Origin of the sequence: Thermomonas sp. HDW16, from assembly GCF_011302915.1 — a bacterium.
In the GTDB taxonomy this organism is placed as follows: domain Bacteria; phylum Pseudomonadota; class Gammaproteobacteria; order Xanthomonadales; family Xanthomonadaceae; genus Thermomonas.
Genome location: NZ_CP049872.1, coordinates 1,727,930 through 1,753,189 on the forward strand (window position 1 = coordinate 1,727,930; position 25,260 = coordinate 1,753,189).

Sequence of the window (25,260 nt, forward strand, 5' to 3'; positions counted from 1 at the left end):
GACCACCCGGTGCGGAGTCAGGAGGTGAATTGTTCCGCGAGGATGCGTTCCTCGAGGTTGTGCTCCGGATCGAACAACAGGGTCACGCTACGCTCGCGCTGTTCGCGCACCAGCACTTCGACCACGTCGCGCACCTCATGCGAATCGGCGGTCGCACTCACCGGGCGCTTGTGCGGATCCAGCACGCGGAAACGCACTTCGGTCCCGGACTTGAGCACCGCTCCGCGCCAGCGTCGCGGGCGGAACGGGGCGATCGGAGTGAGTGCCATCACGTTGGCACCCAGGGGCAGGATCGGCCCGCTGGCGGAGAAGTTGTAGGCAGTGCTGCCAGCCGGGGTGGCGACCATCACGCCATCGCAGATCAGTTCGTCCAGCCGCAGCTGTCCGTTGAGTTCGATGCCGACATGCGCCGCCTGCCGGGTCTGTCGCAACAGCGAGACCTCGTTGTAGGCAAGCGATCCGACCGTAGCACCGGACTCGGTCTGCGCGAGCATTTCAAGCGGGTGCAGCACCGCCGGTTCGGCACTGGCGATGCGCTGCTCTAGGTCTTCGACGCGATGATGGTTCATCAGGAAGCCGACCGTGCCCAGCTTCATGCCGTACACCGGCTTGCCGAGTGCGCCATGCCGGTGCAGGGTCTGCAGCATGAAGCCGTCGCCGCCCAAGGCGACGATCACGTCGGCGTCCTGTGGCGCGACCGTGCCATGCACGGCCGTCAACGCCATCAACGCGGCTTGTGCCTCATCCGCGGGGCTGGCCAACAATGCAAGTCGGGGCATGCTCATGGCCTGAGCATACCCCGAACCCGTCGCCGCTTTCCCCTGCAGGAAAGGGCGATTTCCATCATCCGCGCGAGGCGAGCTGCGCCAGGCGTTGCACCGCCACCGAAGCGGTCGGATAGTCCAACGCCTTCTGCGCGGCGAGCTCGGTCAGCATCGACAGGGTGAAGCGCAGCGTGGAATCGTCGCGCTCCAGCCAGGCTGTGACCTTGGCATCGGCATCCTTGCCCGGCATCGCCAACACCTGGTTGGTCAGGGTGCGCATCTGTGAGGAAAGCTCATCGCGCAACACGCCGCGCGCCACCGCATGCCAGCGGCCATCGACCTTCAGCGCTTCGATTTGTTCGCGCAGCCACGGCTCGCGCAGCGCATCGGCCAGGCGGAAATAGACCTTGGCGACTTCCACCGCGCGCAGCTTGCGCTCGCGCGCGAGCTCGATGATGTTCGGGCTGGCTTCCAGGTAAGGCAGGGCCGCGAGCTGGTCGGCCAACGCCGCCGGCACGCCCTTTTCGCGCCAATCCTTGCGGGTGGCCTCGTAGGTCGGACGCTGCGAGGGCGGCAAGATGCCTTCGCCAGCGCGGATGTCGCGGAAACCGTCGTGGTAGCGCTCCACCGCGGCGGTGATCGCGGGTACCGCGCCTGCACGCGACAGCAGCCAGCGGGTGAAACCGCGCTGCAGTTCCCAGATCACCTGCAAGGCGTCGATCTGCACCGATTCGGCGACCTTGCCGTCCAACGCGTCGATCTGGGTCCACAGCTCGCGCGCGTCCAGCGTTTCGCGGGTGATGGTGTAGGCGCGGGCGATCTCACCGATGCTGCGGCCGCTGTCTTCCTGCATGCGCATCAGGAAGGTGGCGCCCATGCGGTTGATGGTGGAGTTGGTGACCGCGGTGGCGATGATTTCGCGCTTCAGGCGGTGGTGCTGCATCGCCTTGGCGTACTTGGCCTGCAGCGGCTGCGGGAAGTAGCGCTCCAGCTCCTTCGACAGGTACGGGTCTTCCGGCACGTCGGAGGCCAGCAGCTGCGGATACGCGACCAGCTTGGAATACGACAGCAGCACAGACAGTTCAGGACGCGTCAGGCCCATGCCGCGCAGCTTGCGTTCGGCGACTTCGGCATCGGTCGGCAGGAACTCGATCTGCCGATCCAGCAAGCCTTGCGATTCAAGCGTGCTGATGAAGTGCATCTTCGAACCCAACCGACTCGCGCTCATGCGCTCCATCAGGGTCAGGGTCTGGTTCTGCCGGTAATTGTCGTTGAGCACCAGGTCGGCGACCTCGTTGGTCATCGACGCCAGCAGCTTGTTGCGTTCCGGCAGGGTCAGCTTCTTCTTCTGCACTTCGCCATTGAGCAGGATCTTGATGTTCACCTCGTGGTCGGAGGTGTCCACGCCGGCGGAGTTGTCGATGAAGTCGGTATTGAGCAGCACGCCATGCTGGGCCGCTTCGATGCGGCCCAGCTGGGTGAGCCCCAGGTTGCCGCCCTCGCCCACCACCTTGCAACGCAGCTGGCTGCCGTCCACGCGCAATGCGTTGTTGGCGCGATCACCGACGTCCGCATTGGTTTCGCGGCTGGACTTCACATAGGTGCCGATTCCGCCGTTCCACAGCAGGTCGACCGGCGACTTCAGGATCGCGCTCATCAGGTCGGCCGGGCTCATCGAGGCCACGTCGGCATCGATGCCCAGCGCAGCCTTGGCTTCGGCCGACAGCGGGATCGACTTCGCACCACGCGGCCACACGCCGCCACCCTTGCTGATCAGCGCCTTGTTGTAATCCTCCCAGTTCGAGCGCTCCAGCTTGAACATCCGCGCGCGCTCCTTGAAGGACACGGCCGCATCCGGATTCGGATCGATGAAGATGTGGCGATGGTCGAACGCGGCCAGCAGGCGGATGTGCTTGCTCAGCAGCATGCCGTTGCCGAACACGTCGCCCGACATGTCGCCGATGCCGACGCAGGTGAAATCTTCCTTCTGCGAATTGCGGCCCATCGCGCGGAAATGGCGCTTGACCGATTCCCAGGCACCACGCGCGGTGATGCCCATGCCCTTGTGGTCGTAACCGACCGAACCGCCGGAGGCGAACGCATCGTCCAGCCAGAAGCCATGCGCCTGGGCGATGCCGTTGGCGATGTCGGAGAACGTCGCGGTGCCCTTGTCGGCGGCGACCACCAGGTAGGGATCGTCGCCGTCATGGCGCACCACGCCGGCAGGCGGCAAGAGCTTGCCGTCCGCCGCCAGGTTGTCGGTGATGTCCAGCAGGCCGTTGATGAAGCGCTTGTAGCAGGCCACGCCTTCCTTGAACCAGGCGTCGCGATCAACCGAGGCGTCCGGCAACTGCTTCGCGTAGAAGCCGCCCTTGCTGCCCACCGGCACGATCACCGTGTTCTTCACCATCTGCGCCTTGACCAGGCCCAGCACTTCGGTGCGGAAGTCTTCGCGACGATCCGACCAGCGCAGACCACCACGCGCCACCGGGCCGAAGCGCAGGTGGATGCCTTCCACGCGCGGGCCACAGACCCAGATTTCGCGATACGGACGCGGCTTCGGCAGGTCCGGCACCAGCGAAGAATCCAGCTTGTAGCTGACGTAGTCGGCCGGGCCGCCGTCCTTGCGCAAGCCGTCCTTGTAGTCGATGTAGTAGCTGGTGCGCAGGGTGGCATCGATCACGCCGATGAAGCTGCGCAGGATGCGGTCTTCGTCCAGGCTGGAGACGCGATCCATCAGGCCGATCAATGCGTTCCGCGTCGCCTCGACCTGCTGCTCGCGCTTGCCGTTGCGCGCGCCGATCACGGTCTGCAATGCAGCCAATGCGGCTTCATCCGCGCCGGCCAACGCCTTCAGCTGCGCGCCGAAGCGGCTCATGCCGCGCTTGATCTCGGCATCGCTTTCCTTGCCGGTGCAGGGATCGAAGCGCGCCTCGAACAGTTCCACCAGCAGGCGCGACAGCAGCGGATAACGGGCCAGCGTGGCTTCCATGTAGGCCTGCGAGAACGGCACCCCGATCTGCAGCAGGTACTTGCAGTAGCTGCGCAACATCGCAACCTGCTTCCACGACAGGCCGGCCGCTAGGATCAGGCGGTTGAAGCCGTCGTTTTCGGCATCGCCGCGCCACAGGCGGGCGAAGGCCTCCTCGAAGTTTTCGTCGATCGCATCGACGTCCAGTTCGCCCTGCAGCGATTCGACTTCGAAATCCTGGATGAAGGACACGCCGTCGGCGGCATCGACCTTGTACGGATGTTCCGAGAGCACCCGAAGGCCCATGTTCTCCATCATCGGCAGCGCATCGGACAACGGGATGTCGTCCAGCTGGCGATACAGTTTGAAGCGCAGCCCGCCGTCCTTGCGGCGCGAGCGATACAGCGACAGGCGCAGGTCGTCCGGGCCGGTCAGCGCCGCCAGATGGTCGACGTCCGCCGCCGCGATCGCCGGGCTGACCTCCTCGATGTAGCCGGCGGGCAACGCACGGCCGTAGTGATTGGCCAGTTTCAGGCCGGCTTCCTCGCCATGGCGCGAGACCAGCTGCTCGCGCAATTCGTCGCGCCAGTCGCGGACGATCTCCGCCAGCTTGTCTTCCAGCGCGGGCATGTCGACTTCGACCGGCTCGCCGGCCTTGGCCGGGCGCACGATCATGTGCATCTGCGCCAGCGGCGATTCGCCGATCTGCACGGTGGTATCGATGTGCTCACCGTGCAGGGCGCGCTTGAGCATGTTCTCGACGCGATGGCGCAACTGCGTGCTCATGCGGTCGCGCGGCACGTAGACCAGCGCGGAGAAATAGCGGCCGTAGCGGTCGCGGCGCAGGAACAGCTTGCTGCGCACGCGCTCCTGCAGGCCCAGGATGCCCATGGTGGTGCGGGACAGTTCTTCCTCGCTGGACTGGAACAGCTCGTCGCGCGGCAGGGTTTCCAGGATATGGCGCAGCGCCTTGCCGCTGTGGCTGGTCGGGTTGAGGCCCGACTGGCGCATCACGTATTCGTGGCGCTCGCGCACCAGCGGGATTTCCCACGGGCGGCGGTTGTAGGCGCTGGAGGTGTACAGGCCGAGGAAGCGCTGCTCGGCGACCGGCTTGCCGGCCTTGTCGAAGCTGAGCACGCCGATGTAGTCCATGTAACCCGGGCGGTGCACTGTGGCGCGCGCATTGGTCTTGGTCAGGATCAGCGCATCCACCGAACCGCTTTGCGGCATGTAGTGCGCCGCCAGCGAAGCCAGCGCACGCGGCTTGCCCGCATCCTTGCCGCGCAACAGGCCCAGACCGCTGCTTTCGTCGGCCACCAGCATTTCCGCCTTGCCTTGCTTGACCACCTTGTATTCGCGGTAGCCGAGGAAGGTGAAATGGTCGTTGGCGGCCCAGCGCAGGAATTCCTGCGCCTCGCGCTTGCCTTCGTCGGAGACCGGCATGCGCCGTTCGGTCATGCCATCGGCGACCGCAAGCATCTTCGCGTGCATCGGTTCCCAGTCGACCACCATCGCGCGCACGTCTTCCAACACCTTGTCGATGGCGGACTTGATCGCGGCCATCGCGGCCTGCGGCTGGCGGTCGATCTCCAGGTGGATGAAGGATTCCAACGCGCCCTCGCCCACGTTGGTGAGCTTGCCGGCCTTGTCGCGGGTGATCGCCATCACCGGGTGGCCCAGCACGTGCACGCCGATGCCCTGCTCGGCCAGCGCCATGGTCACCGAATCGACCAGGAACGGCATGTCGTCGTTCACCACCTGCACCACGGTGTGCGCGGATTCCCAGCCGTGTTCCTTCAGGGTCGGGTTGAACAGGCGCACATTGGCTTTGCCACGTTTGCGCGCACGCGCGAAATCGAGGATGTCCGCAGCCAGCGCGGCCCAGCCGTCGGCACCGTGCTGCGCGGCCTCGTCGGCGCTCATGCGCTGGTAGAAGGCGTTGGCGAAGGCCTGCGCCTCGGCCTGCTTCGCCTTCGGCAGGCGCTTGGCCAGGGCGGCCAGGATCGGTTTGATGGAAGCGGAATCGCTGTTGTCGGCTTTGCTGTTCATTGCGAGGGTTGCCTTGATGGACGAAAGCCGCGCATGCGCGGCGACGTTGTTCCTGGATCACAGGCCACGCGCTGCGGCCTTCTCGGATGTCACTGCCTGCGCGGATCAGCGCAGGCCGGTTTCATGTCGGGCGATCACAAGCCTCTGGATTTCACTGGTGCCTTCGTAGATTTCGGTGATCTTGGCGTCGCGGAAATAACGCTCGATCGGCATTTCCTTGGAATAGCCCATGCCGCCGTGGATCTGCAGCGCCTGGTGGGTGATCCACATCGCGGCCTCGGAGGCGGTGAGCTTGGCGACCGCGGCTTCGGTGGTGAAGCGCTTGCCCTGCCCCTTCAGCCAGGCCGCGCGCAAGGTCAGCAGCAGCGAGGCGTCGAGCTTGCACTTCATGTCGGCGATCTTGGCCTGGGTCATCTGGAACGCGCCGATCGGCTGCCCGAATGCCTTGCGCTCCTTCACGTAGGCCAGCGTGGCCTCGTAGGCGGCGCGGGCAAGGCCGATGGCCTGGCTGGCGATGCCGATGCGCCCGGCATCCAGCACGCTCATCGCGATCTTGAAGCCGTGGCCTTCATCGCCCAGCACTTCGTCGGGCTGGACCACGTAATCGGTGAATTCGATCTCGCAGGTGGCGCTGGCGCGGATGCCGAGCTTCGGCTCGGTCTTGCCGCGATGGAAGCCCGCGCGGTCGGTATCGATCATGAACGCGGTGATGCCGCGCGCGCCCTTGTCCGGATCGGTCATGGCGAACAGCACGATGTACTTGGCCACCGGGCCGGAGGTGATCCAGCTCTTCTTGCCGTTGACGATGAAGCTGCCGTCCGCCTGCTTGCTGGCCTTGCAGCGCATCGCGGTGGCATCGGAGCCGGATTGCGGCTCGGTCAGCGCGAACGCGCCGATCTCGCGGCCTTCGGCGATGGCGCGCACGTACAACTGTTTCTGCGCCTCGGTGCCGAAGGTCAGGATGCCGTTGCAGAACAGCGAGTTGTTTACCGACACGATCGTGCTGTGGGCAGCGTCGGCGGCGGCGATTTCCACCATCGCCAGCACATAGCTGATCGGGTCCATGCCGGCGCCGCCGTATTCGGCCGGCACTTCGATGCCCATCAGGCCGTTCTCGCCGAGGGTGCGGATGTTGGCCAGCGGGAATTCGCCGGTCTGGTCGTGGTGCTCGGCGCTGGGCGCGATTTTCTCCTGCGCGATGCGCCGGGCCACGTCCTGGATCATCAGCTGCTCTTCGGTGAACCCAAAATCCACGGCCTGCTCCACTCGATTGCAAAGGATTGCAATTGTAGCCCCGAGCTTGCGCAAACCCCACCCCGCGGGCGCCGCCGACTTGACCTGCAGCAAGCAACGGCGGACACTTATCGTTGAATCGCGATGGAAAGATATATATGGATCTGGAAGGCTGGTCGTCACGACTGAAGGTGTTCGCGGACGCGACCCGCGTACGCCTGCTCGCCCTGCTCGAGGGCGAGGAACTGACCGTGGCCGAATTGTCCGCGATCACCCAGCTCGCGCAACCGCGCGTGTCCACGCATCTGGCCAAGTTGAAGGAGGCCGGCATCGTCCGCGACCGTCGCGCCGGGGTGTCCGCCTACTACCGCTTCGATGATGCCGCACTGGATCCGGCGCAACGTGCCCTGTGGCAGTCGATCAGCGCCGGCAGCGATGACCCATTGCTGCGCCAGGATGCCGAACGCGTGCCCGCCGTGCTGGCGATGCGCGCCGCCGACCAGAACTGGGCGGACAGCGTGGCCGGCGACATGGAGCGCCATTACTCGCCGGGCCGCACCTGGGAAGCGCTGGCACGCACCGCCCTGCCGCTGCTGGAGCCGGGCGATGTGCTCGATATCGCCTCCGGCGATGGCGTGCTGGCCGAACTTCTCGCCCCGCATTCCAATCGCTACGTCTGCATCGATTCCAGCCAGCGCGTGGTCGCCGCCGCCGCCGAACGCCTGCGCCGCTTCACCAATGTCGAAGTCCGCGAAGGCGACATGCACGCGCTGCCGTTCAAGGACGGCAGCTTCGACCTGGTGGTGCTGATGCACGCGCTGACCTATGCCGACAAACCCGCGCAGGCCGTGGCCGAAGCCGCGCGCGTGCTGCGCAAGGGCGGTCGCCTGTTGCTGTCCAGCCTGGCCAAGCACGAGCACCGCAATGCGGTGGAAGCCTACGGACACCAGAACCTCGGCTTCACCGAAAAGGAACTGCGCAAGTTCGCCGACAAGGCCGGGCTGAGCATCGCCAGCAGCGAAACCGTGACCCGCGAGAAACGCCCGCCGCATTTCGAGGTGATCTCGCTGATCGGGGTCAAGCCGTGAGCCTGCCGTGGAAACATCCGCAACGTGTCGCAGCGCTGGAAGCCGCGCTGGCACAACGCATCCTGATCATCGACGGTGCGATGGGCACCATGATCCAGCGCCACGAACTGCAGGAAGCCGACTATCGCGGCGAACGCTTTGCCGAAGGCTACGACGCCCTGTTCGCCACCGACGGCCATGCGCATGGCCCCGGCTGCGGTTGCGAGAGCCACGACCAGCGTGGCAACAACGATCTGCTCAGCCTGACCCGCCCCGAGATTATCCGAGACATCCATCGTCAGTATCTGGAAGCGGGCGCGGACTTGCTCGAAACCAATACCTTCAATTCCACCAGCATCTCGCTGGCCGATTACCGCCTGCAGCACCTGGTGCGCGAACTCAATCGCGAAGGTGCGGCGCTGGCGCGTGCCGAATGCGATGCCATCGAGTTGCGCGATCCGTCGAAGCCGCGTTTCGTGATCGGCGTACTCGGCCCGACCTCGCGCACCGCATCGCTCAGCCCCGACGTGAATCGTCCCGGCTTCCGCGCGATCAGCTTCGACGAGTTGGCCGAGGCCTACCGCGAAGCCGCACGTGGCCTGATCGAAGGCGGCGCCGATATCCTGATGGTCGAAACCGTATTCGACACGCTCAACGCCAAGGCCGCGCTGTTCGCCATCGACGATGTGTTCGAGGAGATCGGTGCGCGCCTGCCGGTGATGATCTCCGGCACGATCACCGATGCCTCCGGCCGTACCTTGTCTGGCCAGACCGCCGAAGCCTTCTGGTATTCGCTGCGCCATGCGCAACCAATGGCGATCGGCCTGAACTGCGCGCTGGGTGCGAAAGACCTGCGCCAGCATATCGACGTACTCGCCCAGGTTGCGGATACCAACGTCAGCTGCCACCCGAACGCCGGCCTGCCGAATGCCTTCGGTGGCTACGACGAAACCCCGGAAGACATGGCTGGCGTGCTGCGTGAATTCGCCGATAGCGGCCTGCTTAACCTGGTGGGTGGCTGCTGCGGCACCTCGCCCGAACACATCGCGGCCATTGCGCACGCCGTGGCCGGCATCGCGCCGCGCCCGATTCCGAAGTTGGCCGACGCCGCATGAGTCTCGCCCGCAACACCCGGCTCAGCGGTCTGGAACCGCTGCAGATCACCCCGGAGTCCAACTTCGTCAACGTCGGCGAGCGCACCAATGTCACCGGCAGCGCACAGTTCAAGAAACTGATCCTGGAAGGCCGGCTGGACGAAGCGGTGGTAGTCGCACGCCAGCAGGTCGAGAACGGCGCGCAGGTCATCGACGTCAACATGGACGAGGGCTTGCTCGATTCCGAAAAGGCGATGGTCGAGTACCTCAACCTGATCGCCGCCGAGCCCGACATCGCTCGCATTCCGGTGATGGTGGATTCATCGAAGTGGAGCGTGATCGAGGCTGGTCTGAAGTGCCTGCAGGGCAAGGGCATCGTCAACTCGATCTCGATGAAGGAAGGCGAGGCTGAATTCTTGCGCCAGGCGCGGCTGGTGCGTCGCTATGGCGCCGCCGTGGTGGTCATGGCCTTCGACGAACAGGGTCAAGCCGATACCGTCGAGCGCAAGGTCGAGATCAGTTCACGTGCCTACAAGCTGCTCACCGAAGAGATCGGTTTCCCGCCCGAGGACATCATCTTCGATCCCAACGTATTCGCGATCGCCACCGGCATCGAGGAGCACGATGGCTATGCGGTGGCCTTCATCGAAGCCGCTCGCGAATTGAAGCGGCGCTTCCCGCACAGCCACATTTCCGGTGGTGTGTCGAACGTCAGCTTCAGCTTCCGCGGCAACGAGCCGGTGCGGCAGGCCATCCACGTGGTGTTCCTGTACCACGCGATCCGCGCCGGCATGGACATGGGCATCGTCAACGCCGGCGCCCTGCCCCTGTATGACGATCTTGATCCCGAACTGCGCGAGCGCGTCGAGGATGTGGTGCTCAACCGCCGCAGCGACGGCACCGAACGCCTGCTGGAGATCGCCGACAGGTTCAAGGGCAAGAAAGGCGAGAAGAAGACCGAAGACCTGCGCTGGCGCGACAAGCCGGTGCGCGAGCGCCTGAGCCATGCGCTGGTGCACGGCATCGACGCCTATATCGAAGCCGATACCGAGGAAGCGCGCCTGCAATCCACGCGCCCGCTGGACGTGATCGAAGGCCCGCTGATGGATGGCATGAACGTGGTCGGCGACCTGTTCGGTGCCGGCAAGATGTTCTTGCCACAAGTGGTGAAGTCCGCCCGCGTGATGAAGAAGGCGGTGGCCTGGCTGCTGCCTTTCATCGAAGCGGAAAAGCTACGCACTGGCGATTCCGGCAAGAACAACGGCAAGATCGTGATGGCCACGGTCAAGGGCGATGTGCACGACATCGGCAAAAATATTGTTGGCGTGGTCTTGGCCTGCAACAACTTCGAGGTGATCGACCTCGGCGTGATGGTACCGGCGCAGAAGATCCTCGATACCGCGCGTGAAGTCGGCGCCGATATCGTCGGCCTGTCCGGGCTGATCACGCCTTCGCTGGAAGAAATGAGCCACGTGGCGCGCGAAATGCAGCGCCAGGGCTTCACCATGCCCTTGCTGATCGGCGGTGCGACCACCTCACGCGCGCATACCGCGCTGAAGATCGACCCGCATTACAAGTCGCCGACGATCTGGGTGAAGGATGCCTCGCGCGCGGTGGGCGTAGCGCAGTCGCTGGTCTCGCCGGAGTTGCGCGGTGGTTTCGTGGATGCAGCAGCCAACGACTATGCGGAAATCCGCCAGCGACATCGCAATCGCGGCGATGCCAAGCGGCTGGTCTCGCTGGAAAAGGCGCGTGCGCAACGCTTCAACGGCGACTGGACGAACTACACGCCGCCAGCGCCGAAGCAACCCGGTCAGCATGTATTCGACGACTACCCACTGGCCGAACTGATCCCGCTGATCGACTGGACGCCGTTCTTCAACACATGGGAACTGGCCGGCCGCTATCCGGCAATCCTCAACGACGCCATCGTCGGCGCACAGGCGCGCGAACTGTTCGCGGACGCAAAGGCGATGCTCAAGCGCATCGTGGACGAGAAGTGGTTACGGGCGAAGGCGGTCATCGGCCTGTTCCCGGCGCAGGCCGTCGGTGACGACGTGATCGTCGATGTGGACGGCACTCCCACCACGCTGCACTTCCTGCGCCAGCAAGTGGACAAGCCGGTCGAGCGCCCAGATTTCTGCCTGGCCGATTTCATCGCGCCCAACGATGCCGGCAAGCAGGACTGGATCGGCGCGTTCGCGGTGACCGCAGGACTTGGTATCGACGAACACGTCGCTCGTTTCGAGGCCGACCACGACGATTACAACGCGATCCTGCTGAAGGCGCTGGCCGACCGTCTGGCCGAAACCCTGGCCGAACGCATGCACCAGCGCGTGCGCACCGAATTCTGGGGCTATGCGGAGGACGAGTCGCTGGATGTCGACGCCATCATCGACGAGCAGTACCGAGGCATTCGTCCCGCTCCCGGTTACCCGGCCTGCCCCGAGCACAGCGAAAAGGCGACGCTGTTCCGCATGCTGGACGCCGGGAACAATGCAGGCATGGCGCTGACCGAAAGCTTCGCGATGACCCCGGCATCGTCCGTGTCAGGCTGGTATTTCAGCCATCCACAGAGCCAGTATTTCGTGCTCGGGCGGGTATCGAAGGAACAGGTCGAGGACTACGCGCGACGCAAGGGTGTCAGCCTTGCGCAGGCCGAGCGCTGGCTGGCGGCCAATCTGGATTACGATCCGGAATGAGCCGCGGCCGCGGCGCCGCATCGAACGCATGACGCACTCCAACCACCTGCCTGTGCCGATGTTGCGGCTGGCGAGTTTCTACTTCGCCTACTACGCCGTGCTGGGCGCGTTTACCCCGTACTGGAGCTTGTACCTGCAGTCGCAGGGGATGGGCATCGCCGCGATCAGCGTGCTGATGAGCTTGTGGTACGCAACGCGAATCGTGGCCCCGAGCACGTGGACGATGCTCGCTTCGCGCTCGTCCCGCCCGATCCGTTGGCTGCACCTGGGCTGCGCGTTGACCGTGATCTGCTTCGCTGGCTTCTTGATGCCATGGAAGTTCGCCGGCTTGTTCGCGGTGATGTGCGCGTTCTGCTTCTTCTACAACGCGGTGATGCCGCAGTTCGAGTCAATCACGCAGTCGCACCTGCACGGGCGTACCGACCTGTACGGCCTGATCCGGGTCTGGGGCTCGATCGGTTTCATCCTGGTCGTCGCGGGCTTCGGCGTGCTGATCGATGCGTTCGGCGCGGCCTGGTTGCCTTGGATGATGCTGTCGTTGTTCGTGGTACTGCTGGTCTCCGCCTTCAATAACCAGTATGCGGAGCCGCCGCCAACGATTGAACATGGCGACGAGGCGGGTTTCCGCGCGCGCTTGCGCAGGCCGGAGGTGAGCGCCTTCTTCGCCGCCGCATTCCTGATCCAGGTGTCGTTCGGCCCTTACTACACGTTCTTCTCGATCTACCTGGGCGAGCACGGTTATTCGCCCTCCGTGCAGGGCGTGTTGTGGAGCATCGGCGTGTTGGTCGAGATCGGCCTGCTGTTCCTGTCGCAACGGATCTTCCGTCGCTGGGGCGCGCGTCGCCTGCTGGTGTTCTCCCTTGGAATCACCGTGCTGCGCTGGTGGGTGACCGCGGCATGGCCGGATTCGTTGCCGGTGATGGTGGCGGCGCAAGCCACCCATGCCTTCAGTTTCGCGGCGTTCTTCGCGGCGGCGATGCTGTTGTTGGCCGAATATTTCCCGGGTCGCCACAACGGTCATGGCCAAGGCGTGTTCTACGGTTTGTCGTCGGGCGTGGGCGGTGTGATCGGGGCGCTACTGGCCGGCCAGTTGTGGCGCTTCAGCGGGCAGACCGCGTTCGCGGTGTCGGGGTTCATCGCGCTCGCGGCCTGTAGCGTGGCTTGGTACTGGTTGCTGCGCAAACCCCGCGTAGCACTGGCAGCGGCCTGAACGGCTACCAGGCCAGATCGTCCGGCACCTGATACTGCGGATCGGAATACGGATCGTCCTGTGTCGGCGCATCCGGGTCGACCTTGAGCGCAACAGCGGGGGCGAAGATCGCCTCGGCCTGCGCCAGCACATCAATTTTGACCAATAGATAGCGGCCGTCCTGCTGTACCACGCCGAGTTCACCGGCGTTGAGCGCTTTCAGCTGTTCGGCAGTGACGTGGATACGCTTGATCTTGCCGCCGTACTCGAAGTGGCGGACGTGGTCGGCTTCGGCAGCATTCAACGACTTGTCGACCAGAAAATCCTTCAATTTCGCCTTGGCCTCGCGACGCAGGCGGGCTTCTTCCTGCTTCAGCCGTTCGGCCTCGATGCGCTCGTCTTTTTCCTTCTGCGCGCGGATCGCATAGGCCTTGGCCAGGTCGATGTCCTCGCGAGAGCGCTGCTTGTGCGGCGCAGGCCTGTTGCCGGACTTGCGCGCGTCCTGCGCAGGCTTGCCGCCGGATTTTTTCGCGCCATGCACATGCGCGGGTTTGCCGCCCTGTCCGCCTGGCCTCGAAGGCTGCGGTTTGCGCGGTTCCGGCTTGGGGGCACTGAAGCCGAGCCCCAGCAACTGGTCTTTCAGGGAATTGATCATGGAATGGCGTGGATCAGTAATGCGGGGGTGGCGGTTCGCTGGCGGCATCGCCGGTGATCGGGCTGGCGGCCATCGCGCTGCGCAATTGTCGCAATTCTTCCACCGCACGATGCAACAGCAAGGCGTTGCGGGCTTCGCCGTCGCGGGCGGCTGCCAGCGCGTCGCTGAGTTCCTGCAGCGCCTGTTCCTGGAAGGCGATGCGCATTTCCAGGTCGATCATGCGTTGTTCGAGGTCGCTCATCGCTCAGTTCTTCCGCAACGACCGACCACGGCCGATGCCGTAATACGCCAGTCCCGCCGCTTCGACATCGGCGGGTTCATAAAGGTTGCGACCATCGAACACCACGCCATCGGCCAGCGCGGCTTTCAGGCGCGTGAAGTCCGGGCTGCGGAACTGTTTCCATTCTGTGACCACAACCAGTGCATCGGCACCACGCAGCGCGTCGCTGTCGGAATCACACAGGGTGAAATTGCTGCGCTCGCCGAAGATGCGACGGGTTTCATCCATCGCCTCCGGATCGTAAGCCTGCACCTTGGCACCGGCCTCCCATAGCTGCTGCAACAGGCGGCGGCTGGAAGCTTCGCGCATGTCATCGGTATTCGGCTTGAACGCCAAGCCCCACAGCGCGATGGTCTTGCCACGCAGACCGGCGGCACTGCCGTAATGGCGTTCCATCAGTTCGAACAAGTGGCCTTTCTGCGCATCGTTCACTGCTTCCACCGCGTCCAGCAGGCGCGGCTGCACGCCGTACTGTTGCGCGGTCTTGGCCAAGGCCTGCACGTCCTTGGGGAAACAGGAACCGCCGTAGCCAGCACCCGGATAGATGAAATGCCAGCCGATGCGCGGGTCCGAACCGATGCCCTTGCGCACCATTTCCACGTCTGCACCGACCTGTTCGGCGATGTTGGCGATCTCGTTCATGAAGCTGATCTTGGTCGCCAGCATCGCGTTGGCGGCGTACTTGGTCAGTTCCGCGGAACGCACGTCCATGCTGACGATGCGGTCGTGGTTGCGGTTGAACGGCGCGTACAGCCGCTTCAGCTTCTCGACCGCGGCCGGGTTGTCGGCGCCGATCACGATGCGATCCGGGCGCATGCAGTCCTCGACCGCCGCACCTTCCTTCAGGAATTCGGGGTTCGATACCACGTCGAACGCGATGTTCGCGCCACGCCTATCCAGCACTTCGGCGATTGCCGCGCGTACTTTGTCGGCGGTACCGACCGGCACGGTGGATTTGTCGACGATCACTGCGGGTTCCTGCACGAACTGGCCGATGGTGCGGGCGACCGCAAGGACGTATTTCAGGTCGGCGCTGCCATCCTCGTCCGGTGGGGTGCCGACCGCGATGAAGATGATGTCGCCATGGGCAATGCCCGCAGCGGCATCGGTGGTGAAACACAGGCGGCCGGCGGCGTGGTTGGCCTTGACCATCGGGGTCAGGCCCGGCTCGTAGATCGGGATGATCCCGTTGTTCAAGCCTTCGACCTTGGCCGCGTCGATGTCGACGCAGACTACGTCATGGCCGACTTCCGCCAGGCAGGTGCCGGTGACCAGGCCGACGTAACCGGTGCCGAAGATGCAGACGCGCATGCGATGGATTCCAGAAGGGAGTGCGGGACAAAAGCAAAGGGCGCACCCGCAAGGATGCGCCCCGCCAGTGTCGCTCGGATTACTTCTTCGCGCCCGGCTTGATGATGTCCAGCAGTTCGACTTCGAACACCAGCACCTGGTTCGGGCCGATCATCGGCGGCGCCTGCTCGCCATAGGCCAGCTTGGCCGGGATCCAGAACTTGTACTTGGAGCCCACCGGCATCAGCTGGATGCCTTCCTGCCAGCCCGGGATCACGCCTTCCAGCGGCATCACCGCCGGTTCGCCGCGGTCATAGGAGCTGTCGAAGGTCTTGCCGTCCAGCAAGGTGCCCTTGTAGTGCACCTTCACCCCGTCCTTGGCACCCGGCTTGGCGCCGGTGCCGGCGGTCACGACCTGGTACTGCAGGCCGGAGGCGGTGGTGGTGATGCCCGGCTTCTTGCCGTTCTCAGCCAGGAACTTGTTGCCGTTGTCCAGGTTGTTCTTGGCGTCCGCCATCATCTTGGCGATCTGCTTGGCCTGCATCTTCTGGCCGAAGCCATCGAAGATGGTCTTGGCCTGCTCTTCGGTCAGCAGCACTTTCTCGCCCGCGATCTGCGTGCGCATGGCCTTGACCACGGTATCGAGGTTCACCTCATCCTTGATCTCGGTGAGCTGCTTGCCCATCGCCATGCCGATCGTGTAGCTGATCTGCTCCTTCTCGGTAGGCAGGCCCGGATAAGTCGCCTTGCCGTCGGCGGCGACGTCCTTGCCGGCTTCGGCAGGCTTGGCGGCATCGGCGGGTTTCTGCGCGTTCTTGTCGCAGGCGCCAAGCACAAGCATGGTGGCGATGGCAAGGACGGTGGCACGGACGGCAGGCTTCATTGGTTCGGGACTCCGGGATGCGTGGGAATGCGGGGGAATTTGCGCCTGCTTACAGGACGCCAAGCAGTTCGACATCGAAAGTGAGGGTAGAGTTCGGAGGGATGTCACCGCCCATGCCCTTTTCACCGTAGGCAAGGTTGGCGGGGATCCAGAAGCGGTACTTGCCGCCCGTCGGCATCAGGCCCACGCCTTCGGTCCAGCCGGCGATGACCTGGTTCAGGCCGAACTCGGCCGGCTGGCCGCGCTCGTAGGAACTGTCGAACACGGTGCCGTCCAGCAGTTTGCCTTCGTAGTTCACCCGCACCTTTTCGCCGGGTTTGGCACGCGGGCCATTGCCCTGGCGCAGCACCATGTACTGCAGGCCGCTGGGGGTGGTGAACACGCCCTTGACCGTCTTGTTCTTGGCCAGGAACGCCTCACCCGCCTTCAGGTTGGCTTCCGATTGCGCCGAGGCCGCCGCTTGTTTGGCGGCTTGCAGGCGCGCCGAGAACGCGGTGCGGATCGCATTGGCATCGGCTTGACTGAGCAACGGGTTGCCGGCCGGATCGGAGGCGGCCTTGAAGCCGGCCAGGAACATCGGCATGTCGAATTCGCCCTTGATCTCGGCCAGCGAACGACCGATGTCGGAACCGACCAGCAGGCCGACCTTGCTGCGATCCACGGCGGTGGCAGGCTTGCTGCCGCTCTTGCGCGCATTGATGCTGGCTATCAGCGCCTGCCCGACCTGTTTGCTGGCCGCTTCGTCTAGCAACGGTTTCCCTTTGGCCATGGCGTTGTCAATGGCGTGCTGGAACGCGGCCATGTCCATGTCCGGCACCGCGGGGGCGACCGAATGTGCCACATCCATGCCGATCATGTAGCCGACCTTGTCGCGGTCGCTGGCGGGGGCGGTTTGCGCATTGACGACGCCGGCGGCGAAAAGACCGATCAACAACACGCAGACGGCGCGCAGGGATGCGCTCGGGGAAAGGGACATCAGGGGCTCCTGGGTTTTTGCCACCGTAGCCTAGGCGGCTGCGGCTGAACGCACTATTGTCGGCTGCCGCCGCGGCAACGGCAATCCTTGGCTCAGCGCGCGGTTTTCGCCGGGGGAGCCGGTACGGCCAAGGCGGTTTCGATGGCGGCAACCAAGTCTTTGTCATCGGGTTTCGTGCGGGTACCGAAACTGGTGACGGTGCGTCCGTCGCGGGCGATCAGGTATTTGTGGAAATTCCACTTCGGCGCTTCACCCGTAGCGACCAGCAAATCCTTGTACAACGGCGTGGCCTCATCACCCTTGACGTGAACCTTCTCGAACATCGGGAATTTCACCCCATAGGTCAGCGTGCAGAATTCCTGGATCTGCTTTTCATCGGTGAATTCCTGCTCGCGGAAATCGCCCGAGGGGAAACCCAACACGGCGAAACCCTTGCCTTTGTATTTGGCCTGCAGCGCTTCCAATCCCTCGAATTGCGGAGTGAAACCACATTTGCTGGCGGTATTGACCACCAGCAGCACCTTGCCTGCGTAAGCCTGCTGCAGGTTGATCGGCGTCTTCCCTGCCAGCGGCCGGAAACTGCGATCCAGCAGCCCGCCCTTCGCGCCAACTACCGCCAGCGGGAACAGCAAGGCCAAGGCAAACAGCAGGCGGCGCGGGTGATTCATGGATTTCTTCAGCCGATGGGAGCTTGTGCCGGCGAGTATGCCTTTAGTTGGGGTAGCCAGTGCTTGACGGGGCGAAAACTAGTGTTATAGTTCCCTACAACACCGAACACCCAGAGCAGGACGTTCACCATGAACCGCAAGCTCCACAACACCGTCATGGCCATGATCGCAAGCAGCAGCTTGTTCGTACTTGGCCTGCTGATCGCCTCACCGGCAATCTCGCCTGCCCCAGCCACCGTCGTGGCTGCGGCTTCCTTCGATGCCGATCATGCCGTCGCCGCCGAAGTCGTCGATGGCGAGGTCGAAGCCATCAAGGACGCTCCACGCCGGCACGTCCGCCGCGCTCGCCAGCAATCCGTGGCGATGCCGTTCTTTTCCTTCGCACCCCGGGGCTGAGCCATGACCGCAGTCGAATGGAGCGATGGCGCTCCCATCTACCGCCAGCTGAAGGAACGCGTCGTGGCCATGCTGCTCGACGGCGTCCTCAAGCCCGGCGATGCGCTGCCTTCGGTCCGCCAGGTGGCGGCCGAATACCAGCTCAACCCAATCACCGTCTCGCGCGCCTACCAGGAGCTCGCGGACGACCAACTCGTCGAAAAACGCAGGGGACTTGGCATGTACGTGACCGAAGGCGCACCCGCTCGCTTGAAGACCAGCGAGCGCGACCGCTTCCTGACCGAGGAATGGCCGCTGGTGCTGGAACGCATCCAGCGACTGGGTCTGGATCCACAGGAACTGTTCGATCCGAAGGGCAAGTGGGGTGCCAAATGAGCGCGTCCATGACCAGCAACAACGTGGTCAGCGCCCGCGGCCTGCGCAAGGGCTACAAGAACAAGCTGGCGCTGAACGGCACCGATTTCGATATCCCGGTCGGCCGCATCATGGGCCTGATCGGCCCCAACGGCGCCGGGAAAACCACTGCGCTGAAGGCGATCCTTGGCCTGATCCCGTTCGACGGCGACCTCAAGGTGCTGGGCAAGGATCCACGCACCCAGCGCGATGAACTGATGAACGACGTCTGCTTCATCGCCGACGTGGCCGTGCTGCCGCGCTGGATGAAGGTGAAGGAAGCCATCGAGTTCGTCGCCGGCGTGCATCCGCGCTTCGACGAAGCCAAGTGCAAGCGGTTCCTCGAAGGTACCCAGCTCAAGCCGGACCTGCGCGTGCGCGAGATGTCCAAGGGCATGATCGTGCAGCTGCACCTGGCGCTGGTGATGGCGATCGACGCCAAGCTGCTGGTGCTGGACGAACCCACCCTCGGCCTGGACATCCTCTACCGCAAGCAGTTCTACCAGCGCCTGCTGGAGGACTACTTCGACGAGGAAAAAACCATCCTGGTCACCACCCACCAGGTCGAGGAGATCGAACACATCCTGACCGACGTGATGTTCATCCGCGACGGCAAGATCGTGCTCAATGCGCCGATGGATGCAGTGGGCGAGCGCTACACCGAGGTGCTGGTCAACGCGGACAAGCTGGATGCCGCGCGCGGCCTGAAGCCCATCGATGAACGTGCCCTGCCGTTCGGCAAGACCGTGATGCTGTTCGACGGCGTCGATGCCGGCCAGTTGGCCCAGTTGGGTGAAACCCGCAACCCGGGCCTGGCCGATCTGTTCGTCGCCACCATGAAGGGAACCTACGCATGAACACCTCTGCTCAAGTGATGACGATGGACGAGGAACGCCCACGTGCGGCGCGCCCCGCCCCGCATGCCACGCACAAGTTCAAGCTGCTGCTCAAGCGCGAATTCTGGGAGCACAAGGGCGGCTTCTTCTGGGCGCCGATCTGGGCGGGCGCGATCTCGCTGCTACTGACCCTGATGGCGCTGATCGTCGGCGAAGTCGCCGCGCGCCGCGCGGTGGCCTCCGGGAAGATGAGCTTCGACGGCGACGTCAATATCAACGGCCTCGACCTCAGCGCGCTGACGTCGAAGATGGACGCCACCGACCTGCAGAAACTCGCCGGCGGCATCGACATCAGCACCGTGATGTCCTCGGTGTGGCCGCTGATCGTGCTTGCCTTCGTGGTGTTCTTCTACTGCCTGGGCAGCCTGTACGACGAGCGCAAGGATCGCAGCGTGTTGTTCTGGAAGTCGCTGCCGGTCTCCGACCGCGACACCGTGCTGTCCAAGGCCGCGAGCGCGCTGCTGGTGGCGCCGGCGATCGCGATCGGCGTGGCGATCCTGTGCATGTTCGGCTTCCTGTTGCTGGTCAGTGCCTTCGTGCTGCTGCACAACGGCAACCCGATCGAGCTGGTCTGGGGCCCGGGCAACCCGCTGCAGCTGGCCGGCTCGATGATCGCCGCGATCCCGGTGTACGCGCTGTGGGCGCTGCCCACAGTCGGCTGGTTGCTGTTGTGTTCCGCCTGGTCGAAGAGCAAGCCGTTCCTGTGGGCGATCATGCTGCCCGTGTTCGCCGGCATCTTCATCAGCTGGTTCGACATCATGAACGTGTTCAACCTGGAAAGCGGCTGGTTCTGGCAGAACATTGTCGCCCGCGGCCTGCTCAGCGCGGTGCCGGGCACCTGGTTCGACGTGGTCGACATCAACAACGCGCACATCACCAGTTCCGAAGCCGCGCGCCAGATCGAGTCGGTCCACCAGCTGTTGTCGCTGAAGACCACCTACTCCGTGCTGCTGACCCCGCAGCTGTGGATCGGCGCACTGGCCGGCGCAGCGATGATCTACGGCGCGATCCGCCTGCGCCGCTGGCGGGACGAGGGCTGAGGCCCTCGTTCCAACCCACACTCGAAGGGATGAATCCATGAATCGCATCCGCATTCTCAGCATCGCCCTGCTCGCCTGCACACCGCTGTTCACCGCGCAGGCCACGGACAAGCCAACCGGCATCGGCAGCGAAATCCGCCAGGAAATGGCCGAAGCACGCAAGGAGGTCCGCATCGACCTGGCCAAGGCCAAGCGCGAACTGGAGACCGAAAACCTGCGTGTGGACAACAGCCTGCAGTTCGGCAGCAACAATTCCAAGCGCACCACGAAGGATCTGCCGCAGGCGGAAATCACCCCGCAGGGCGATTTCCTGATCGCGGGCAAGCAGCAGGCCATCGATGCTGGCCAGCGCCGGCAACTGCTGGTCTATCGCGGCCGGGTGATCGAGGTCGCCAAGACCGGCATCGACATCGGCCAGCGCAGTGCGGAAGCCGCGCTGGATGCGATCGGCAATGGCTCCTTGATGGGCCTGATGTTCGGCGCGATGACCGGTAGCCTGGAGCGTCGCGTCGAACGCATCGTCAAGCAGGAAATCGAACCCGCGGTGCGTAGCATCTGCCGGCAACTGCCGGCGCTGAGGGCCTCGCAACAAAGCCTGGCGTCGAGCCTGCCGCAGTTCCGCCCGTATGCCACCCTCGAAGCGGACGACGTCGCCGATTGCGAGAAAGACGTCCGCAACGAATTCGCCTTGCGCTGATCCCGGAGAAACCGCAATGAAGCAGATCCACAGCCTCGCCCTTGCCCTGTTCGTCAGCGCCCCGTTGCTGGCCTGCAGCGAGCCGCCGGCACCGCCTGCGCCACCCGCCGCCCCCGCTCCGCCGGTGGCGATGCAGGACTCGCCGAAGGGCTTCATTGGTCGCCAGGTGGAGAAGGCCATCAGCCAGGCGCGCGAGGAATTGCGCACGCAGAACATCAGCATCAGCGATGGCATCAACATCAACGTCAACGGCCACGAGATCAAGCGCAACGAAGGTTTGCCGAAGGCCGAGATCACCCCGCAGGGCGACCTGTTGATCGAAGGCAAGACCGTGGCGATCACCGCCGAGCAGCGCCAGCAGCTGCTGACCTATCGCGGGCAGATCACGGGGATTGCCGAAGCCGGCATGGCGATCGGCGTGCAGGGCGCAGACATCGCCGGTGAAGCGCTGAGCGGCGCGGTCGGCGCGATCTTCGGCGGCAAGGATAGTGAAAAGGAATTCGAGCAGCGCATGCAGGCGCAGGGCAACAAGATCGAGGCCGAAGCGGTGAAGCTGTGCGCCTACCTGCCCGCCATGCTGTCGCAGCAACAGGCGCTGGCGGCCGCGCTGCCGGCGTTCAAGCCCTATGCGAACATGACCCAGGCCGACATCGAGGACTGCGGCAAGAAGGGCAAGAACAACGGCGTTGCCGTGACCAGCAGCTGACTCGGAGCATGGCGATGAAACTGCCCGCAACCCTCGTCCTGGCCACTGCCTTGGCGGCGACCGCTTCCGCGCAGGCAGCGGACGACCCCACGCTCAACCTGGCGTTCCAGGATCACGTCGCCTTCGTCGCCACGTTCGCCATGCCGGCCCTGTTCGAAAAATGCGAACTGGCCGGCACAGGCTACCTGCAGAAAGCCGCGCCGCTGTACTTTCGTTACGTGAACACGCACCAGGACCAGATCGAGCGCGGGCGCATGCTCACGCTCGCCGAACTCGGCCCGGACGACACCCTGCGCGGCTACCGCGAACGCACCATCGCCAAACGTCTGGGCGTGCTGGACACCGGCACCGCAGAGCAGAAAGCGAAGACCTGCAATGGCGCGCTGGCCTTCCTGGGCGGCATGAACGTCCCCGGGGAGTGGCCGCCGCGCGATTGACGCCGGCCGCTTCCCTCAACCGCTTCCCCCGCCAGCGCCGCCCTTGATCCCGCCTTTCGTCAATTCGGCCGGATCCAGCAAGCGGCGCAGCGTTTTTTCCGGCAGGCCGCTGTCTTCCAGCGCGATCTCGAAGACGGGGCGATTCTCCGCATACGCGCGCTTGGCGATCTTCGCGGCCTTCTCGTAGCCGATCACCGGATTCAGCGCGGTGACCAGGATCGGGTTGCGGTCCAGCGCTTCGGCCACGCGCGCCTTACGCACTTGCACGCCGGCAATCGCCTTGTCGGCCAGAGCGATCATCGCGTTCGACAACAGGTCGATGGCCTCGTCGATATCGCAGGCGATCAACGGCAGCATCACGTTGAGCTGGAAATTGCCGCTCTGCCCGGCAATCGAGATCGCCTGATGCAGGCCCATCACCTGCGCACAGACCATGCACAGCGCTTCGGGAATCACCGGATTGACCTTGCCCGGCATGATCGAGCTGCCCGGCTGCAGCGCAGGCAATTCGATTTCGCCCAGCCCAGCCAGCGGGCCGGAATTCATCCAGCGCAGGTCATTGCCGATCTTCATCAGTGCCACGGCCAGCGCGTTCAACTGGCCCGACAGTTCGACCAGATCGTCCTGTGCGGCCAGCCCCTCGAACTTGTCCGCTGCCGATTCGAACTTCGCGCCGCTGGCAGTCGATAGCGCCTTGGCCATGCGTGCGCCGAACTTCGGATGCGCATTGATCCCGGTGCCAATGGCGGTACCGCCAATGGGCAAGCGTCGCACGCGCTTGAGGCTGTCTTCGATTCGCGCCTGCGCGGACGCCAATTGCGCCGACCACGCACCGAATTCCTGGGCGAAGGTGAGCGGCATCGCGTCCATCAGATGCGTGCGGCCGGTCTTGACGGTCTTGCCGATGGCTTTGGCACGCTTGTCGATGGTCTTGCGCAGATGGGTCAGCGCCGGCAGCAGCTCGCCTTTCGCACCAAGCACCGCCATTACCCGCAGAGAAGTCGGGATCACGTCGTTGCTGCTCTGGCCGAGGTTGACGTGGTCGTTGGGGTGGATCGACAGCTTCGAGGCACGCGCGGCCACGTGCGCGATCACCTCGTTGGCATTCATGTTGCTGGAGGTGCCGGAACCGGTCTGGTAGCGGTCGATCGGAAACTGATCGGCATGCGCACCGCCGGCAATCGCGGTAGCAGCTTCCATGACGGCATCGGCGCGTGCGCGATCCAACAGCCCCAAGTGGCCGTTCACCACCGCGGCAGCGGCCTTGACCAGCGCCAGCGCACGCACGAAGGCCCCCGGCATCGGCCGCCCGGAGAGATGGAAATTGTCCAGCGCCCGCTGGGTCTGCGCGCCCCACAGCGCGTCGGCCGGCACCTTCAGTTCGCCCATGCTGTCGTGTTCGACCCGGAACCCGCCACGCTTCGCCATCGTCCGCTCCTTGCGCTTTGTCGGGAGCTTATACCCGCCACGGTTTAGAATTGGTGTCCCCACCGCCTGCCCTGGTCGCCATGTCCGACGCCCTCACCGCCCTGTCCCCGCTCGATGGCCGCTATGCCGGCAAGGTCGATGCCCTGCGCCCGATCTTCTCCGAGTACGGCCTGATCAAGGCGCGCGTCAAGGTGGAGGTGGAATGGTTGCTCGCACTCGCCAACGATCCCGGCATCGTCGAACTGAAGTCGTTCTCCGAGGCCGCCGCCGCGCGCCTGCGTGCGCTGGCCGACGGCTTCTCGGTCGAGGACGCCGCGCGGGTGAAGGCCATCGAGGCCACCACCAACCACGACGTCAAGGCGGTCGAATACCTGATCAAGGAACGCCTGAAGGACGATGCCGAACTCGGCCCGGCGCTGGAATTCGTGCATTTCGCCTGCACCAGCGAGGACATCAACAACCTCAGCTACGCGCTGATGCTCAACGAAGCGCGGCTTTCGGTGCTGCTGCCGAAGCTGGACGCGCTGATCCAGAAGCTGCGCGCGATGGCGCACGACTATGCAGCGTTGCCGATGCTCTCGCGCACCCACGGCCAGACCGCCTCGCCGACCACGGTGGGCAAGGAACTGGCGAACGTGGTCGCCCGACTGCAGCGCCAAGGCGAAGTGCTGGCCGGCCTGCCGATGCCGGGCAAGATCAATGGCGCGGTGGGCAACTACAACGCGCATGTCGCTTCCTACCCGGACATCGACTGGCCGGTGTTCTCCAAGCACTTCGTCGAATCGCTGGGCCTGGATTGGCAACCGTACACGACGCAGATCGAGCCGCATGACGGCGTCGCCGAACTGTGCGACGTGTCCAAGCGCATCGACACCATCGCGATCGATCTGTGCCGCGACATCTGGGGCTACATCTCGCAGGGCTATTTCAAGCAGGCGGTGAAGGCCGGTGAAGTGGGCAGCAGCACCATGCCGCACAAGGTCAACCCGATCGATTTCGAGAACGCGGAAGGCAACTTCGGCATCGCCAGCGCGTTGTTCGAGCATTTCTCGATCAAGCTGCCGGTCAGCCGCTGGCAGCGCGACCTCACCGACTCCACCGTGCTGCGCGCACTCGGCACCGCCTTCGGCCACATGCTGATCGGCTTCGATGCCCTGCAGCGCGGCTTGAACAAGTTGAGCGTGAATCCGGAACGCCTGGCTGCCGACCTCGATGCCAGCTGGGAAGTGCTGGCCGAAGCCGTGCAGACCGTCATGCGCCGCCATGGTCTGCCGAATCCGTACGAACAGCTGAAGGCGCTGACGCGAGGCCAGGGCATCACCGAAGCCTCGATGCGCGAATTCATCGCAACGCTCGATCTTCCTGCCGCCGACAAGCAGCGCTTGCTCGCGATGACGCCGGGGAGCTACACCGGACTGGCCGAGCAGCTGGCGCGGGAGATCTGAG

The 25,260-nt window shown here is 64.5% G+C and carries 21 protein-coding genes and 1 pseudogene; 12 read left to right on the forward strand and 10 right to left on the reverse strand.

What is annotated here, in order from left to right; all coding sequences use genetic code 11:
- Window positions 1-17: 17 nt before the first annotated feature.
- From G7079_RS08070 to G7079_RS08080, 3 genes and pseudogenes are all read right to left on the reverse strand, one after another.
- Complete coding sequence (locus tag G7079_RS08070) at window positions 18-785, reverse strand: NAD kinase (protein WP_166056819.1); 768 nt, start codon at window positions 783-785, stop codon at window positions 18-20.
- A 58-nt stretch (window positions 786-843) separates the two neighbouring features.
- Window positions 844-5,757, reverse strand: a pseudogene (locus G7079_RS08075) (NAD-glutamate dehydrogenase domain-containing protein); the annotation flags it as partial.
- Window positions 5,758-5,889: 132 nt separating this feature from the next.
- The gene (locus G7079_RS08080) at window positions 5,890-7,038 is read right to left on the reverse strand and encodes an acyl-CoA dehydrogenase family protein (RefSeq protein WP_166056821.1); all 1,149 of its coding nucleotides are present in this window, start codon (window positions 7,036-7,038) and stop codon (window positions 5,890-5,892) included.
- A 137-nt stretch (window positions 7,039-7,175) separates the two neighbouring features.
- On the opposite strand from G7079_RS08080, the gene G7079_RS08085 reads away from it, so the two are divergent.
- The 4 genes from G7079_RS08085 to G7079_RS08100 are packed head-to-tail and all read left to right on the forward strand — an operon-like array spanning window position 7,176 to window position 13,090.
- Window positions 7,176-8,105, forward strand: a complete 930-nt coding sequence (locus tag G7079_RS08085) for a metalloregulator ArsR/SmtB family transcription factor (protein WP_166056822.1) — start codon at window positions 7,176-7,178, stop codon at window positions 8,103-8,105.
- Window positions 8,102-9,199, forward strand: a complete 1,098-nt coding sequence (locus tag G7079_RS08090; protein ID WP_240906148.1) for a homocysteine S-methyltransferase family protein — start codon at window positions 8,102-8,104, stop codon at window positions 9,197-9,199. The genes G7079_RS08085 and G7079_RS08090 overlap by 4 nt, the downstream gene beginning before the upstream one ends.
- On the forward strand, window positions 9,196-11,880 hold the full coding sequence (metH, locus tag G7079_RS08095) for a methionine synthase (protein WP_166056823.1): 2,685 nt from the start codon (window positions 9,196-9,198) through the stop codon (window positions 11,878-11,880). Before G7079_RS08090 ends, metH begins: the two co-directional genes overlap by 4 nt.
- A gap of 46 nt (window positions 11,881-11,926) precedes the next feature.
- Entirely contained in the window at window positions 11,927-13,090 is a 1,164-nt protein-coding gene (locus G7079_RS08100) for an MFS transporter (RefSeq protein ID WP_166057882.1), read from the forward strand.
- Between the two features lie 4 nt (window positions 13,091-13,094).
- Here G7079_RS08100 and G7079_RS08105 read toward each other — a convergent pair whose 3' ends face one another.
- From G7079_RS08105 to G7079_RS08130, 6 genes are all read right to left on the reverse strand, one after another.
- Window positions 13,095-13,724 (reverse strand): DUF2058 family protein, encoded by a 630-nt coding sequence (locus G7079_RS08105; protein WP_166056824.1) that lies wholly within the window; start codon window positions 13,722-13,724, stop codon window positions 13,095-13,097.
- Between the two features lie 13 nt (window positions 13,725-13,737).
- Window positions 13,738-13,965, reverse strand: a complete 228-nt coding sequence (locus G7079_RS08110) for a SlyX family protein (protein ID WP_166056825.1) — start codon at window positions 13,963-13,965, stop codon at window positions 13,738-13,740.
- Between the two features lie 3 nt (window positions 13,966-13,968).
- Window positions 13,969-15,315, reverse strand: coding sequence for a UDP-glucose/GDP-mannose dehydrogenase family protein (locus G7079_RS08115; protein ID WP_166056826.1), 1,347 nt, complete (start codon window positions 15,313-15,315; stop codon window positions 13,969-13,971).
- A 79-nt stretch (window positions 15,316-15,394) separates the two neighbouring features.
- Window positions 15,395-16,177: an FKBP-type peptidyl-prolyl cis-trans isomerase gene (locus G7079_RS08120; RefSeq protein WP_166056827.1), complete on the reverse strand. Its 783-nt coding sequence runs from the start codon at window positions 16,175-16,177 to the stop codon at window positions 15,395-15,397.
- A 49-nt stretch (window positions 16,178-16,226) separates the two neighbouring features.
- Entirely contained in the window at window positions 16,227-17,153 is a 927-nt protein-coding gene (locus tag G7079_RS08125; protein ID WP_166056828.1) for an FKBP-type peptidyl-prolyl cis-trans isomerase, read from the reverse strand.
- Window positions 17,154-17,245: 92 nt separating this feature from the next.
- Window positions 17,246-17,821 carry a glutathione peroxidase gene (locus G7079_RS08130; protein ID WP_166056829.1) on the reverse strand — a complete coding sequence of 192 codons (576 nt, stop codon included), beginning with the start codon at window positions 17,819-17,821 and terminating at the stop codon, window positions 17,246-17,248.
- 129 nt (window positions 17,822-17,950) lie between these two features.
- Between G7079_RS08130 and G7079_RS08135 the strand changes: the two genes are divergently transcribed.
- Genes G7079_RS08135 through G7079_RS08165 form a run of 7 tightly spaced genes read left to right on the forward strand, consistent with a single transcriptional unit; the run spans window position 17,951 to window position 22,386 of the window.
- Window positions 17,951-18,217, forward strand: coding sequence for a hypothetical protein (locus tag G7079_RS08135; protein ID WP_166056830.1), 267 nt, complete (start codon window positions 17,951-17,953; stop codon window positions 18,215-18,217).
- A 3-nt stretch (window positions 18,218-18,220) separates the two neighbouring features.
- A complete protein-coding gene (locus tag G7079_RS08140) occupies window positions 18,221-18,592 on the forward strand; it encodes a GntR family transcriptional regulator (RefSeq protein WP_166056831.1) in 372 nt (123 codons plus the stop codon).
- Entirely contained in the window at window positions 18,589-19,467 is an 879-nt protein-coding gene (locus tag G7079_RS08145; protein ID WP_166056832.1) for an ABC transporter ATP-binding protein, read from the forward strand. Before G7079_RS08140 ends, G7079_RS08145 begins: the two co-directional genes overlap by 4 nt.
- 23 nt (window positions 19,468-19,490) lie before the next feature.
- Window positions 19,491-20,546, forward strand: a complete 1,056-nt coding sequence (locus G7079_RS08150) for a hypothetical protein (RefSeq protein ID WP_166057883.1) — start codon at window positions 19,491-19,493, stop codon at window positions 20,544-20,546.
- Between the two features lie 37 nt (window positions 20,547-20,583).
- Window positions 20,584-21,243, forward strand: a complete 660-nt coding sequence (locus tag G7079_RS08155; protein ID WP_166056833.1) for a hypothetical protein — start codon at window positions 20,584-20,586, stop codon at window positions 21,241-21,243.
- 16 nt (window positions 21,244-21,259) lie between these two features.
- A complete protein-coding gene (locus G7079_RS08160; RefSeq protein ID WP_166056834.1) occupies window positions 21,260-21,949 on the forward strand; it encodes a DUF2884 family protein in 690 nt (229 codons plus the stop codon).
- A gap of 14 nt (window positions 21,950-21,963) precedes the next feature.
- A complete protein-coding gene (locus tag G7079_RS08165) occupies window positions 21,964-22,386 on the forward strand; it encodes a hypothetical protein (RefSeq protein WP_166056835.1) in 423 nt (140 codons plus the stop codon).
- Between the two features lie 15 nt (window positions 22,387-22,401).
- Here the strand turns inward: G7079_RS08165 and G7079_RS08170 are convergent, their stop codons facing one another.
- Window positions 22,402-23,814, reverse strand: a complete 1,413-nt coding sequence (locus tag G7079_RS08170; RefSeq protein WP_166056836.1) for a class II fumarate hydratase — start codon at window positions 23,812-23,814, stop codon at window positions 22,402-22,404.
- An 80-nt stretch (window positions 23,815-23,894) separates the two neighbouring features.
- Here G7079_RS08170 and purB point away from each other — a divergent pair, with 80 nt between their 5' ends.
- Window positions 23,895-25,259: an adenylosuccinate lyase gene (purB, locus tag G7079_RS08175; RefSeq protein ID WP_166056837.1), complete on the forward strand. Its 1,365-nt coding sequence runs from the start codon at window positions 23,895-23,897 to the stop codon at window positions 25,257-25,259.
- Window position 25,260 lies beyond the last annotated feature (1 nt).